General features: G+C 60.3%; 11 protein-coding genes and 1 pseudogene. 10 read left to right on the forward strand and 2 right to left on the reverse strand.

The features are described from left to right. Positions 1-16 precede the first annotated feature (16 nt). Together ACFOMF_RS04560 and yegS are read right to left on the reverse strand one after the other, a co-directional pair. Positions 17-940 (reverse strand): chemotaxis protein CheV, encoded by a 924-nt coding sequence (locus ACFOMF_RS04560; protein WP_386361675.1) that lies wholly within the window; start codon positions 938-940, stop codon positions 17-19. 112 nt (positions 941-1,052) lie between these two features. Next, positions 1,053-1,976: a lipid kinase YegS gene (gene yegS / locus ACFOMF_RS04565; protein ID WP_386361677.1), complete on the reverse strand. Its 924-nt coding sequence runs from the start codon at positions 1,974-1,976 to the stop codon at positions 1,053-1,055. A 385-nt stretch (positions 1,977-2,361) separates the two neighbouring features. On the opposite strand from yegS, the pseudogene ACFOMF_RS04570 reads away from it, so the two are divergent. The 10 genes and pseudogenes from ACFOMF_RS04570 (at position 2,362) to ACFOMF_RS04615 (ending at position 14,432) form a co-directional block, all read left to right on the forward strand. Continuing rightward, positions 2,362-3,799: pseudogene (locus ACFOMF_RS04570) on the forward strand (undecaprenyl-phosphate glucose phosphotransferase). A 149-nt stretch (positions 3,800-3,948) separates the two neighbouring features. Then, the gene (locus ACFOMF_RS04575) at positions 3,949-4,386 is read left to right on the forward strand and encodes a low molecular weight protein-tyrosine-phosphatase (protein WP_386361679.1); all 438 of its coding nucleotides are present in this window, start codon (positions 3,949-3,951) and stop codon (positions 4,384-4,386) included. Positions 4,387-4,400: 14 nt separating this feature from the next. Beyond that, positions 4,401-6,611, forward strand: coding sequence for a polysaccharide biosynthesis tyrosine autokinase (locus ACFOMF_RS04580; RefSeq protein WP_386361681.1), 2,211 nt, complete (start codon positions 4,401-4,403; stop codon positions 6,609-6,611). A gap of 115 nt (positions 6,612-6,726) precedes the next feature. Further along, positions 6,727-7,779, forward strand: coding sequence for a glycoside hydrolase family 5 protein (locus ACFOMF_RS04585; RefSeq protein WP_386361818.1), 1,053 nt, complete (start codon positions 6,727-6,729; stop codon positions 7,777-7,779). Positions 7,780-7,787: 8 nt separating this feature from the next. Then, positions 7,788-8,975 carry a polysaccharide pyruvyl transferase family protein gene (locus tag ACFOMF_RS04590; protein WP_386361683.1) on the forward strand — a complete coding sequence of 396 codons (1,188 nt, stop codon included), beginning with the start codon at positions 7,788-7,790 and terminating at the stop codon, positions 8,973-8,975. 5 nt (positions 8,976-8,980) lie between these two features. Then, complete coding sequence (locus tag ACFOMF_RS04595; RefSeq protein ID WP_386361685.1) at positions 8,981-10,276, forward strand: lipopolysaccharide biosynthesis protein; 1,296 nt, start codon at positions 8,981-8,983, stop codon at positions 10,274-10,276. Positions 10,277-10,362: 86 nt separating this feature from the next. Then, positions 10,363-11,523: a Coenzyme F420 hydrogenase/dehydrogenase, beta subunit C-terminal domain gene (locus tag ACFOMF_RS04600; protein WP_386361686.1), complete on the forward strand. Its 1,161-nt coding sequence runs from the start codon at positions 10,363-10,365 to the stop codon at positions 11,521-11,523. A gap of 48 nt (positions 11,524-11,571) precedes the next feature. Beyond that, positions 11,572-12,837, forward strand: coding sequence for a hypothetical protein (locus ACFOMF_RS04605; RefSeq protein WP_386361688.1), 1,266 nt, complete (start codon positions 11,572-11,574; stop codon positions 12,835-12,837). After that, positions 12,797-13,675, forward strand: a complete 879-nt coding sequence (locus ACFOMF_RS04610) for a glycosyltransferase family 2 protein (protein WP_386361689.1) — start codon at positions 12,797-12,799, stop codon at positions 13,673-13,675. Before ACFOMF_RS04605 ends, ACFOMF_RS04610 begins: the two co-directional genes overlap by 41 nt. Before the next feature lie 52 nt (positions 13,676-13,727). After that, positions 13,728-14,432 (forward strand): WecB/TagA/CpsF family glycosyltransferase, encoded by a 705-nt coding sequence (locus ACFOMF_RS04615; protein ID WP_386361820.1) that lies wholly within the window; start codon positions 13,728-13,730, stop codon positions 14,430-14,432. The last annotated feature ends 220 nt before the right edge of the window (positions 14,433-14,652 follow it).

Here is a 14,652-nt window from a genome sequence, read left to right on the forward strand (position 1 = left end):
GAGGCCAAGCATAACGCTAGTCACGCTGCAGGCGGTCGCGAACCACGTCGACCAGCCCTTCGGGCTGAAACTTGGAGAGGAAATTGTCGCAACCGACCTTCTTGACCATCGCCTTGTTGAAATTGCCCGACAACGAGGTGTGCAGTACCACATACAGGTCCCGCAGCCGGAGGTCCTGGCGAATCTCGGTGGTCAAGCGGTAGCCGTCCATTTCCGGCATTTCCGCGTCCGTGAACACCATGAGCAGCTTGTCGGTCAGCACTTCGCCAGCGTCGGCCCACTCCTTGAGCTTTTGCAGCCCTTTCAGGCCGTCGGTCGCGGTGTGGATCTTCAGCCCCAGTTGCACCAGTGTCTCGCGCAACTGAGCCAAGGCCACACTGGAGTCGTCCACCAGCAGGACCTCGCGCCCGCGCGCCTTCTCGAGCAGCGGATCGGCCAACCGCTCGGGGGCGATTCGGGTGTTATACGGCACGATTTCGGCCAGCACCCGCTCGACGTCGATGATTTCCACCAGATGCTCATCGACCCGGGTGATCGCCGTGAGGTAGTGATGGCGACCGGCAGTGCCAGGCGGAGGCTGGATCGACTCCCAGGTGAGGTTGAGGATTCTCTCGACACCTCCGACGAGAAAAGCCTGAACACTACGGTTGTACTCGGCCACGATGATGGTACTGCGCTCGTCCGCCACCAGCGGCCGCATACCGATCGCCTGGGACAGGTCTATCACCGGCAATGTCTGCCCGCGCAGGTTGATGACGCCGCGTACATGGGGATGACGGTGGGGCATCAACGTCAGGCGTGGCAGCTGCACCACCTCTTGTACCTTGAATACGTTGATGGCGAACAGTTGTCGGCCGGAAAGCCTGAACATCAGGATCTCCAGACGATTTTCGCCGACAAGGCGGGTACGTTGATCGACCGAGTCGAGAATGGCGGCCATGGCGGGTCCTGTACGGATAAAAAGGCTGACCAGAGGCTATCGGCCGCAATCGAGCGTCCTTGAAGGTCAAGCAACAGGCTCCCGGCGGCCAGCGGAGTATGGCATCAAGCCATCACGCCTCATCGATCACTGCTCCCGCTGCGGCTTCGAAAAGTGGCGAATCGGCTGGCAGGTGCAAGCGAAGTGCACCGCGTCCGACGGTGAACCTGAAGTCGCGCCCACTGAGCGGCTCGCCATCCAGATTGATATCCATGGGAGCCGGGGCCTGCAGATGTACCCACTCGAGCGATGCACTGACCGATACGGCTTCGATACCCTGCAGGCCGCCCGCGAGAAGCGTGCCGAGGGTGCCGACCGCATCCTCCGGCGCAGGCACTATGCACAGCTCCAGTTTCCCGTCATCGATTCGCGCGTTCGGGCAGAGCACCTGCCCCCCACCGGCCTGCCGCCCGTTGCCCACGCCGAAAGCGAGAAACTCGCCCTCCCAGTCGAAACCTGGCCCACGGAAGTGCCCGTAAACCGAATGGACTTCAGCGAAACGGCTTAGTCCGGTCAGCAGGTAGGCACCGCCACCCAGCACCCGCTTGAGCTCTTTGGAGGTGCTGGCGGTCACCTGAGAACCGACGCCGCCAGTGGCCATGTTGAGAAAACAGCGCGACGCCACCCGACCCACGTCAACCGGAACCGGTGGCAGGTCGAGCAGGGTCATGGCATCGCTGGGCGACAATGGAATGCCCGCGGCACGGGCAAAGTCATTTGCCGTGCCCAGGGGTATGAGCGCCAGGCTGGCACTCGTTCGAGCATCGATCATGGCCTGCGTGACCTCGCTTAGCGTGCCGTCGCCGCCCGCCGCAATCACGTGGGTACAACCTGCCCTCATCGCCTCTTCCACCAGCCGCTCGACATCTCCGGCCTCCCAGGTCACCCGCACCGAGAGATCCCAACCCAGCTCTCGCCGGTAGCCCACGGCCTCCCGTAACTCTTCGTTGCTGGCCTGCTTGCCGTTGAGGATCAGCCATGCCCTGCCTTGATTCATTTCCGTACTCCCTGTCTCCGACACAGCACCCACTTAATTCGTCCCGGCGCCCATAGCGGGCGGACTCTGCGTTCGACAGAGACGGCAGGGCTTAGTGTCAGACAAGACGCAAAAGCCGAGGCCGGCGCCCCATTCAGGATGGCCGAAACACCTCAATTGGATAAATTTGTCTTGAATATCATCCAGTTACAAACCCGACCGTATTGCTCAAGTGATTTTTGCAAACACTTGGCTGCACTGAACTCATTCTTGCCATCACGGTCGTAGCACTTATCCGGATGAAGGTTGGGTTAGTCCCGACACATTGGAATCGAGTCAAGCCATCAATAGGCAGACCCGCCGAAGCGTTCGCACCGGCATCTGCGAAGGAAGGAGCCTTTTTTTCATGCGCTTACAGACCGCAGGAACCCTAGAATATTCTCATCCGAGCTTCGTCGACTATTTCAAGGCCAGTGTCCGCCTCGCACATGCATTGACCGCAGTGCTTCCAGGCCTCCTGCTGCTGGCCTTCCAACCGTTGGAAATGGCTGCGCCCGGTAGCGGCTTCAGTGCCTTTCTACTGATGTTCGCCGTACTGTCGCTGGTGATCTTTCAGACGCTCGGCATCTATAGCGAAGAAATCTTTAGCACCCTGCTGCGTTTCCGGGTCATGCTCGTCGCCTGGACAGCGGCTTTCAGCGTATTGATCTTCATGCACCAGGGGCTGGGGCTGTTCAGCTACCTGCAACCGGCCCATCTGGTGTTCTGGTTTGTCACCAGCACGGTGCTGTTCGGCGCCGAGCGCCTGGCCATGCTGGCCTTGTTCCGCCGCCTGATGGACAAGGGCATGTACCTGCAGAACGCGGTGATCCTGGGCGGCACCGAAAACGGTGTGCGCATTGCCGAGTACCTACAGGCCAACCGCGACATTCGTACCGGCGTGCTCGGCTTCATCGACGACCGCCTCGGCCGACTGCCCAAGCGCCTCGGCGACCTGCCCCTGCTGGGTAATACCCGCGACCTGGAACGCATGATCCGGGAGGAGAAAGTCACCCAGGTTCTCGTCGCCCTGCCCTGGTTCGCAGACAACCGCATCGGACAATTGATCGCCGAGCTGCGCAAGCTGCCGGTGAACGTTCTGCTGGTTCCGGACATGGTCGCCTTTCGCCACGCCAACAAACGCATTACCGACGTCGCGGGTCTCCCCGCCCTGATCGCCTCAGACCTTCCGCTGCTGGGGTGGTCGCCGCTGATCAAGCGCGTGGAGGACATCCTGCTGTCGACCATCGCCTTGATCTTCGCGTCGCCGGTGATGCTGCTGGTGGCACTCGCCATCAAGCTCGACTCCCCGGGCCCGGTGCTGTTCCGGCAGAAACGCTACGGCTACAACAACCGTCTGGATCGAGGTCTTCAAGTTCCGCTCGATGCACCACGCCAAGTCGGACGCCGACGCGACCCGCCAGACCACGCGTGGCGATGACCGCATCACCCGCGTGGGGCGCTTCATCCGCAAGACCAGCCTCGACGAGCTGCCGCAGCTGCTTAACGTCTTTCTCGGCAGCATGTCCATGGTCGGTCCTCGCCCTCACGCCACGGCCACCAAGGCGGCAGGCGTGCTGTTCGAAGAGGCGGTGTCGGAATACTCCGCTCGCCATCGGGTCAAGCCGGGCATCACCGGCTGGGCCCAGATAAAGGGCTACCGCGGCGAGACCGACACGCTGGAAAAGATCGAGAAGCGCGTCGAGTACGACCTCGACTACATCGAGCGCTGGTCGGTCTGGTTCGACATCTACATTCTCCTGAAAACCATCCCTGCGCTGCTGTTCAACAAGGACGTGTACTGACCGGCGACGACCGTGAAAGCGAAGATTGCGACCGCCGTCGGTCGCAATCGGGCCGAGCCGCCCGGCGGAACTAATTACCGCCTGTCCGCTCTCAACTCCTTTCACAGCGCTCGCTGTATTTGCCAACAGAACAAGGAACGTAAGGGGCCATGTTTCGAAATATCCTGATCATCTGTGTAGGAAATATCTGCCGCAGCCCAGCGGCCGAGGTGCTGTTCAGGCACAGCCTTCAGGAAGGAGGGCCGGTCTTCAGCTCGGCCGGCATAGGCGCACTAGTAGGTAAACCCATGGACAAGACCGCTCAAGAAGTATTGCGGGATCACGGAATAGACCCAGGGCCTCACCGGGCCAGACAGGTGGAAAGCAGCATGCTGCATGAGGCGGACCTGATACTCGCCATGGAGCGCAGCCATATTCAGCATCTCCGGCACATGGCGCCGGAGGTACACGGCAAGACGTTTCTTGTCGGCAAATGGCACAGCGAGCTGGAGATACCGGATCCCTTTCGCCAGTCGCGCCCCGCTTTCGAACACGTGCACCAGCTTCTGACGCGCTCCGTCGAAAGCTGGCTCCCCTATCTGAAATAATCAAAGGGACTTCGATGACTACCATGCCGCGCCCCATCTATGACTCCAGCAAGGACAGCAAGGACATCGACCTTGCCTATCTGTTCGACACCTTCCTGAACAACCGGGGCCTGATCCTCGGTATCACCGGCTTTTTTGCGGCCCTGGGCATCGCTTATGCACTGCTGGCCACGCCCATCTATCGCGCCAACGCGATGATCCAGATCGAGGCGAAGACCGGTATGCCGAGCCTCACCGACATCGTCTCGGTGAGCCCGCCGGTGTCGCCGGCCGAGACGGAAATCTCCCTGCTACGCTCGCGGACCGTGGTCGGCGGCGCCGTAGAGAACCTCAATCTCGACATCGAGATCTCGCCACGCTACTTCCCCATCGTCGGCGGTTTCATGGCCCGGCGCTTCGAGCCCAGCGAAGACGGCGAGCTCGGTTGGCACCCCGAGGGTCTGGAATCCTATGCCTGGGGCGGCGAGACACTGCGGGTCACTCACCTTCTGGTTCCTGACCGGATCCATGGCGAGAAGCTGACCCTGGAAGCGGCTGACAACAATGCCTTTCTGCTGCGCGATCCCGACGGCCAGGTTGTAATCCAGGGCACGATCGGCCAGGAGATCGAAAGCGACGGCTACCGGATCATGGTCTCGGAGCTGGTTGCCCGGCCCGGTACCCGCTTCGACGTGGTGAAGAATCGCACCTTCAGCACCATCGAGCATTATCAGCAGGCGCTTGCCGCTGGTGAGCGCGGCAAGCAGTCCGGCATCGTCGGTGTCAGTCTGGAAGACCGTGACCCGGAACAGGCCGTGCGCATCCTGCAGGAAATCGCCCAGCTCTATGTTCATCAGAACGTGGCGCGCAATGCCGCCGAGGCGACCCAGAGCCTGGAATTTCTGAACGAGCAGATTCCCCAGGTGCGTCGCGAGCTCGAAACCGCGCAGCGGGCGCTCAACGAGTACCAGACTGGCGCTCGCTCCGTGGACATCAGCGCCGAGACCCAGTCCGTACTGGACCGCATCGTCGATCTGGAAGCCCAGATTTCCGAGCAGCAGCTCAAGCGCAGCGAAATGGAGCGGCGCTTCACTCGCCAACATCCGAATTTCCGCGCTCTGCTGAACCAGATCGAACAACTCGAGACGCAAAAGACCCAGCTCGAAACCCGCATCGGTCAGCTTCCGGAAACCCAGCAACAACTGCTGCGCCTGGCCCGTGACGTCGAGGTGTCCTCCGATACCTACGCTCTGCTGCTGAACAAGACCCAGGAACTGGACATCATCCGCGCCGGTACCGTTGGCAACGTGCGCATCATCGACCGCGCCGCCGTGGACACCGAGAGTCCGGTCAAGCCGAACAAGCCCCTGGTGGTCATTGCGGCCACACTGCTTGGCGCGCTGCTGGCGGTGATCTTCGTCTACGTTCGCGAGGCCCTGAAGCGCGGCGTGGAGAACCCCGAGGAAATCGAGCGCAACGGCATCCCGGTCTATGCCGCTATCCCCTTCAGCGAGAAGCAGCAAGTCATCGAGAAGCGCCTGGCCAACTTCAAGCGCGACAAGAGCGAAGCGTCCTACCTGCTGGCGCTCAACGATCCGGCCGATCTAGCTACCGAATCGCTACGCAGCCTGCGGACCAGCCTCCACTTCGCCATGATGGAAGCCAAGAATAATGTGCTGATGATCACCGGTCCGAGCCCGGGTGTCGGCAAGTCGTTTGTCACTACCAACCTGGCGGTGGTCATCGCGCAGTCCGGCAAGAAAGTCCTGCTTATCGATGCCGATATGCGCAAGGGCTACCTGCATAAGATGTTCCGTACCCAGGCCGACAAGGGGTTGTCCGATATCCTGTCCGGGCGCATCACCCTGTTCGACGCGATCCACAAGACCCCGATGAGCAACCTGCATGTCATCGGCCACGGCCAGATGCCGCCTAACCCGTCCGAACTGCTCATGCATGAGAACTTCGCACGCTTCGTGCGGGAAGTGAGCGCCATGTACGATCTGGTGATCTTTGACACGCCGCCCATCCTGGCTGTCACGGACGCCTCCCTGGTAGGTAGCCAAGCCGGCACCACGCTCATGGTCACCCGCTACGGCCAGAACCGCATCAAGGAAATCGAAGCTGCCAAGCGCCGCCTGGAGCAGAACGGATTACTGGTCAAGGGCGTGATCTTCAACGCGGTGGAGCGCAAGGCTTCCACCTATGGCGAGTACGGCTACTACCAGTATGAGTACACCCGCTAGCCGCCTCCCCGACCCTTCCCCGCACCGCCGCCATCCCTGAGCAGGGCTGGCCGGCGGCTTGCCTCGCGGAAGCGGCCTGGACGGAAGTATTACAGCGAAGGATGCAGTTGAAATGATGACGACCCTACTTGCCAGACTGCTCGGTCGCGGCCGCCGTACCCTAGCCGTAGCGAGCCTGCTGCTGGTTGCCAGCGGTGCGGCCGCGGACCAGGATCGCGGCATTGCCCTCATCGGAGTGAACATGGCTGGCGCGGAATTCGCCCCCCATGTGCTACCAGGCAAGCTCGGCCGGGATTACCACTTTCCGGAACGTCGGCACTTCCAGTACTACCAGGAGAAGAATGTCCGGCTGATCCGCTTCCCTTTCAAATGGGAACGGGTGCAACGCAACCTGGGTGATCGCCTGCATTTCGACTATGTCCGGCAGATCAAAAAGACCCTCGATCTGGCCGCCCAGCATGACCTCAAAGTCATCCTCGACATGCACAACTACGCGCGTTACCGCGGCGAGCTGATTGGGTCGCGGCACGTACCCTACGAATCCTATGCGCAAGTCTGGCGCCTGCTGGCCGAGACCTTCGGCGGGCATCCGGCGTTGTATGGCTACGACATCATGAACGAGCCACACAGCACCGCCGGGCTCTGGCCGGGCGCGGCTCAGGCGGCCGTCGATGCGATCCGCGAAGTCGACAGTGAAACGCTGATCTTCATCGAAGGTGATCGCTGGGCCAGTGCCTGGCACTGGCCGATGATCAACGGCAACCTGAACATCAAGGACCCGGCCGATCGCCTGGTCTACGAGGCGCACGTCTATTTCGACAAGGACTTTTCCGGCCGCTACCAGGAACCGGAGCAGGTCGATCCGATGCTCGGCGTCAATAGAGTCAAACCCTTCGTCGATTGGCTCAAGGAAAACGGCCATCGCGGCTTCATCGGCGAATACGGCGTGCCCGACGATTCTCTGCCGATGCTGGTCGCCATGGACAACATGCTCGCCTACCTGAACGAGCATTGCATTCCCAGCGCCTATTGGGCCGCCGGCCCCGGCTGGGGTGACTACAAGATGGCCATCGAGCCACGCAAGGGCCAGGACCGTCCGCAAATGGACATCCTCCAGAAGCACATCGACAACGATTGCAGCGAAATAGGCCCGTCTACCCAGGAGTGAAACAACCCATGAAGTTCGGCTTGTTATGGCACTCGTTTTCGTCCGGTAATCTCGGCGTGGGTGCGCTGAGCATCTCCAACATGCTGCTCATCGACGCAGCAGCACGCGAGAAAGGTATCGTCCCCGAGTTTCTCATCATAGGCTCCACCGGGCAGTGTGATTACCCACCCGACCCCGCCCGGTTCAAATACGAATTCATCGAATTCAATGAAAAGACGCTGCTCAAGCACCCCCACAAGCTACTTCAGGCGGTTCGCTCGTGCGACGCGATCTTCGATATCGGCGAGGGCGACAGCTTTTCCGACATCTATGGCTCCAAGCGGCTGATCAAGCTACTGGTGAGCAAAGGCATGGCGCTCGCCGGCAATATCCCGCTGGTGCTGTCACCGCAGACCATCGGCCCCTTCAAGTCCAACTGGGGCACCCGCGCCGCCGCCTGGGCCATGCACCGCAGCACCAAGGTGTTCGCCCGCGACCACCAATCGTTCGCGGTCCTGCGGGATCTGGAAATCGATCATCGTGACGAGGTGATCGACGTTGCCTTCGCCCTGCCCTTTTCTCGACACAGCGAGGTGAGGAGCCCTGACCAGGTCGCTATCGGTCTTAGCGTTTCCGCATTGCTCCACCATGGTGGATACGAGGGAAATGCCAACCAGTTCGGTCTGAAGGTGAATTACGAGAAGCTGACCGCCCAGTTGATCGATGCGCTGCTCGAGCGCGGCCATGAAGTGCATCTGGTTCCCCACGTGATCCCGCTGGGCTTCCCCGAGGAGGATGACTATGCCCTGGCAGAGCGACTGCGTGACAAGTATCCAACGGTGAAACTGGCGCCCCGCTTCCATGGCCCGATCGAGGCCAAATCCTATATCGCCGCACTGGATTTTTTTGTCGGAGCACGCATGCACGCCACTATTGGTGCGTTCTCCGCGGGGGTGCCTGTGGTGCCGCTGGCCTACAGCCGGAAATTCTCCGGGCTCTACGAGTCGCTCGACTATGGCCACGTGGTCGACCTGCGGACCGAGTCAACTGAAAGCGCGCTGGAGATGGTACTCGCCAAGCTCGATAATCGTGATCGGCTACGCAACGAAGTGGCCGCCAGCCAGGACATCATCCGTCGCAAGCTCGCTGCCTACAGCCGGGCGCTTGAAGAGTTGATGAGCAAACTCGTCCCCGGGCATCTGGCTTACCAGGGCTGACCGACATGCGCGATCACGTCCTGATGGGGATTACCACCGGCGCCCGGACTGCCGCGGCGCTCGGTACGCTGCTGATACTCGCCAAGACCCTGGGCCCGAGCGACTTCGGCTTCGTCTCTGTGGTTATCACCTGGTCGACCATCGTCGCTCTGGTCACCGACTACGGCTTCGGCATGCGTGCCTTGCGCGATATCGGTGCCGAACGCGGGCGCGCCGGCGAGATCATGTCCGCCAGCCTGGCGGCCAAGACCCTGATGGTGGTGCCGGCATGCCTGGTACTGGTACCACTGACACTGTTCTGGTTCGATCTACAGCCGCACGAGCGCATCGCGGCACTGCTGTTCCTGATCGGAACGCTGGCCAATTCCTACGGTGACCTTGCACTGGTGGTCTTTCGCAGCATCGGCCAGTTTCACCGCGAGACACGCATCGTGGTGGCCACGGCGTTGCTCCATTTCGCCTTGATCGGTCTGGCGATCTACCTGCAAAACGACCTGATCGCCATCGGCATCGCCTTTCTGGTGTCCCGCCTGATCTACGCAGCGTTCGCCGTCGGCGCCCTGTCGCGGCTGCTCGAGCTCGGCGGCATCCTGCGTCAGTCGTGGCGTGCGCTGGGCGAGCGATTCAAAGTTTCGGCAAGTTTCGCGCTAGACAGCGGTGCGACCAATATATTCGCCCAGCTCGACGTCATCCTGGTCAATCACATCGCCGGCCGGGAAGCCGCCGGCATTTACTACGCCGGATCGCGCCTGCTGCAGGGTGCGGTTCCCTTCACCGTGCTGCTGGCCAGCGTGCACATCCCCCGTTATGCCCACCGCCTGCACAACAATGCCTCTGGTCTGCTGCGCTACGGAATAAGAATCCTGGGCGAATTCATGTTGCTGGGCATTGTCTTTTCTATCGGGTTCTACGTGTTCGGCCCGCTGTACACCGACCACTTTCTTGGCAGCGCCTATGAACAGCTGAACGCACTCTGGCTCGGCTTTGCCTGTTTTACCGCAGCGCGATTTTTGACTGCCGCGCTGGGCGTACAACTGATGGCATTCGGCGCGGGCTATCTCCGGACGCTGGGAATAGTGGTCTCTGGCGTGGTCACGCTCACCTGTTACTGGATCTTCATCCCGTCTCACGGCATTCAGGCAGTGCCCTGGGTTGCCACCTTCGGGATGGTCGTACTGGGAAGTATCTATGGACTGGCACTAACGAGGATTTTTCGCAATCGCGCAGCCGGGAGCATCTCCCCGGTCGATGCGCACCGAGACGCCCGTGCGACTCGGTCGCTCAAGGAACCACAGGTATGAAAGCTGTAGTGAATCGGATCCTTGAAAATGATCTTTGCAGCGGATGCGGCCTCTGCAGCTCAATGGCAAGCGAAGGCGCAATCCGCATGAAACTCAACGACGACGGTTACCGTCGGCCGTTCCTGAATCCACTGTTCCGCGACAAACCCGTGGCCGACGCCAGGCGCAGCGACGCCTTCGCCAAGGCATGCCCGGCCCTCAATCTGGACATAAGGCCCTACAAGACCGAGCGCTACGATCCGATCTGGGGAGAGCTCAAGGAAACCTTCACCGGCTACGCCAGCGATCCCGAGATTCGACGCAACGGCTCCTCGGGAGGTGTGCTCAGCGCCCTCGCTCAGTACTGCCTCGAGCAGGGGTTGGTCGATGGCGTGGTCGAGGTTCGTGCCTCAACGATCAATCCGCTGGAAAACATTGCCGTGGTGAGCCGCTCTCGCAAGCACATCATCGCGTCCTGTGGCTCGCGCTACGCTCCGGCCTCGGCGGCCGAAGCGCTCGCCTTCATCGCCAGCGGCGAAGAGAAATTCCTGTTCATCGGAAAGCCCTGCGAGGCAGCCGCGGTGCGTCAGGTACAGGCCGAGGATCCACGGCTGCGCGAGAACATTCCCTACATTCTGTCCTTCATGTGTGCCGGTACCCCGAGCTTGCGGGGCACCGACGAGCTTCTCGAGCAACTCGAGGTCCCACGAGAGGAGCTGGCCAGCTTCCGTTATCGCGGCGACGGCTGGCCGGGCAAGACCCAGGCTGTGCTCAAGAACGGTGAGCGCCGGACCATGACTTACAACGAGTCCTGGGGAAAAGTGCTCAACCGGCACCTGCAGACGCGCTGCAAGATCTGCCCGGACGGCATCGGCGAATTTGCCGACATCGTCTGTGCCGACGGTTGGGAAGCGAGCGGGGACGGCTACCCAACCTTCGAAGAAGCCGATGGCCAGTCGCTCATTCTTGTCCGCTCCGACCAAGGGCAGAAACTTTTTGGAAACGCTCGAGCCGCTGGCGTTGTCATAGCAGAAGACATGGAGCCGGCTGAGATCAGAAAGATCCAGCCGTTTCAGTACTACCGGCGCACCACCATCGTGGCGCGCCTTTTGGCGATGAAGTTGTTGCGGCTGAAAACGCCGTCCTACAAGGGATTCGAGCTCGGAAAGGGCTTGCGCGAGATCGGCCTGTATCAGAGTTTCCGGGCCTTTGCCGGATTTCTGGTACGCAGGAAGAAGATAAAGAAGCGCCAGCTGGAACTGGCGTGACGGCCGACCGCCCGCAGGCAGGCATGGATTAAAGGATTGACGCCGCACATGATCAGTAGACCGACCTTCGCCTCACGGTTCATTTTCTTCCCGGCTCTGCTGGTGGTGTTGATGCTGCATTTCTCCCTGTTTGGAGAGAGTACGCACAACCCCATCGGCATCCGGCCGCTCAACGAGGCCTATCTTTCGCTGTGCATCGGCTTCGCCATCCTGCTGATGCTGGCGGCAACGGAAGAGACATCCCGGGAGTTTCGGGTGCTCATGTACTACGCGGTGTTCACCTGCGCGGTGTTCATCGTATTGCCCATGATCTTCTCCTACTTCACCTATGGGCAGCCCTTCGTTTACGGCTTCATCGAAGAGCGACGCGTCCTTTACTGCCTGGGCTTCGCGCCCCTGCTCTATGTGGGCAAGCGCGTCACTCCCCTGCAGTTCGAGCGCGCCCTCATCTACGTGGCACTCCTCGCGGCAGTGCTTTCGTGGGGCTTCAAGTTCGGCATGGTGCCAGACTGGCGTGACGAAGTGGCTTCCTGGGACCGGCCCGACCGGTCGTCCATCGGCCCCTACCTGATGTGCCTGACCTTCTTCTATTGCGTGGCAATCTGGGACAAGGGCGCGTCGCCCATCGACGGCTCGCCGCGCAGCAAGAATCTCTATCTGCTGTTTGCCGCCATCCTGCTGCTGACGCTGGTGTTCGCCACCCAGACTCGCCAGCTGATCGCGCTCTGCCTGGTGTTTGCAGTGTTCTACCTGCGTGCCAAGGTGCTCATGTGGGGGGTCATGCTCGCCGTGCTGCTGGCACCGCTGTACATCTATCCCGAGCTCCTGCAGATCGTCGGCATCGATCTGGGATTCTATGACGAGCAGTTCGAATCAGGCGTCGAGGATGGCGTAAGGCCTTATACCATCGCCTCGATCTTCATGCACCTCGACCAGGTGAACTGGTTGCCCAGTGGCTCGCTTTCGCTGATGTGGCAGGGCGGCTTCGTACCTTACTTCGGCGAGCACTTCTTCCTGACGGACGTGGGCATCTTCGGGCTGCTGTTCAAGTATGGCTTCCTGACCTTCCTGATCGTACCCATCACGTTGTTCTTCTATCGCAAGATCGCCAAGGCGATCGACGATGACATGTCCTTCATCTACCCCGCCGTTCTTGCCTTGATCTGTATCTGGCCGCTCGCCGGTCTTCTTGCCTACAACCAGGCCACCATTGCATTCCTTTTGGTTATGCATTCACTAAAAGCCCAGCACCAGCGCAGTAAGGAGCAGGTCTATGAATATCGCTCTTATCCTAAATTACAAGGCAGCTACTGAGACGATCAGTTGTGCTGAAAGCTTGCTCGAACATTGTCCGCTGCTGAACCACATCCTGGTGATCGACAACCACTCGATGGATGGTTCCGAGGAAGCGCTCCGTGATTGGGTGGCACAAAAGAGTCTGGAAAACGTCACAGTGCTGGGCAGTCCGGAAAACAATGGTTATGCCGGGGGCAACAACTTCGGCATTCGCTGGGCACTCGAACATCTGAACGCCGAGACCTTCTGGGTCGTCAACAACGACACCTATGTGGACTACGACGCGTTCACTCCGCTGCTGGAAACCCTGCAGCAGAATGACCGCCAATTCGTCGGCTCGCTGATCCTCAGCGCTGATGACAAGACTCTCGAGTGTTACGGCGGGGGAAAACTGTTTCCCCTGCTGGGCAAGGCAAAGCTGCTTGGCAAGGGCGAAACGCCCGAGACGATGATCGAACGTAACGAGCAGCCTGACTATCTGATGGGTTGCAGCCTGGCGTTCACCCGTCGCGTCATCGACGAAATCGGGCTCATGGATGAAAACTACTTCATGTATTCCGAAGAAGTGGACTGGCAATACCGCGCCAAGAGAACCGGCATCGGCATTCAGGTCGTCCCGACAAGCCGACTCTTTCACTACGGATCGCTGAGCTCAGGAAGTCGCTCGGCCTTTTACCATTACTACCGCAACCGGGCGGCGACACGGTTCAACAAGCGTTATTACGGGCCACTCTTCGCTTTTATTTCTGCCTTCATCCTTTCTGCCATTACCGCGATCAAGGAGATCAGGAATCCAAACCTGATCTGGTCGGGCGTGAAAGGTGCTTTCAAGGGAGTAACCATGAGTGTCAAATGACGAAAGCCAGGCATTTGGGGTCCGCTTCTACACCGGAACCAAAGCCCAGTTGATGCAGTGCATTCGTGACGGGGTGCACCAGCCATACTCCTATGTCGTCACGCCCAACGTCGATCATCTGGCGTTGTTGCAGCACAACACCAGCTTCCGCCGGGCATACGCCAAGGCACGCTGGCGAGTCTGCGACAGCCGCGTGCTGATGCCGATGCTGCATTCGCTTGGCGTCAGGGTGCCCGAAGTCATCCCCGGAAGCGACCTGACCCTGGATCTGCTGGCCTGGGCCGATCGAAAGGGGCTTCGGCTGGTGCTTATCGGATCGACAGAGCAGGAGTGCCTGCGGCTGCAGGCTCGCTATCCCGACATCCGTCTGTTCCATCACAACCCGCCGATGGGCTTCATCGATCAGCCGGAGGAAGTGGAGCGTTGTCTGCAATTCATCCGCGAGCACCCCTCCGAGCTGGTGTTCTACGCCGTCGGCGCGCCTCGCCAGGAAATTCTCGCCAGTGCCGTGAGCAGCACGGATCGCACCGGCATGGGTTTCTGCATCGGCGCCTCCATCGCCTTTGCAACCGGCAGCGTCAAGCGTGCCCCGGTCTGGATGCAGCAAGCCCGGCTCGAGTGGCTGCATCGAATGTTGTCGGAGCCAAAGCGGCTGGCCAAGCGTTACTTCCAGGACCTGATGTTCATCATTCCGGCTTACATTCGGGCCCGGAATCAACGGAACAATCGCTGCAATCCAGCTAAACAGGACAGCTGAAACCGGGGGGAGCTCCTTTGTCCTGTTCTTTTCAGCAGGAGTAACTGACGAAAGGAACCGGTTTTTGACGAAGCGGTCTATTACCTCGTCGGTAACCGCCTTGATGGCATACAGCCATTGGGCGGTTGCCCCCTAAAAGACCGTCGGCGGGTATAGCGCCGGTGGCTACAAGAACCAGGGAGAAAGCATTTGGTCATCGAACTTGTCCAAGCCCCTTACG

This window comes from Stutzerimonas tarimensis (assembly GCF_042648805.1).
Lineage (GTDB): Bacteria > Pseudomonadota > Gammaproteobacteria > Pseudomonadales > Pseudomonadaceae > Azomonas > Azomonas tarimensis.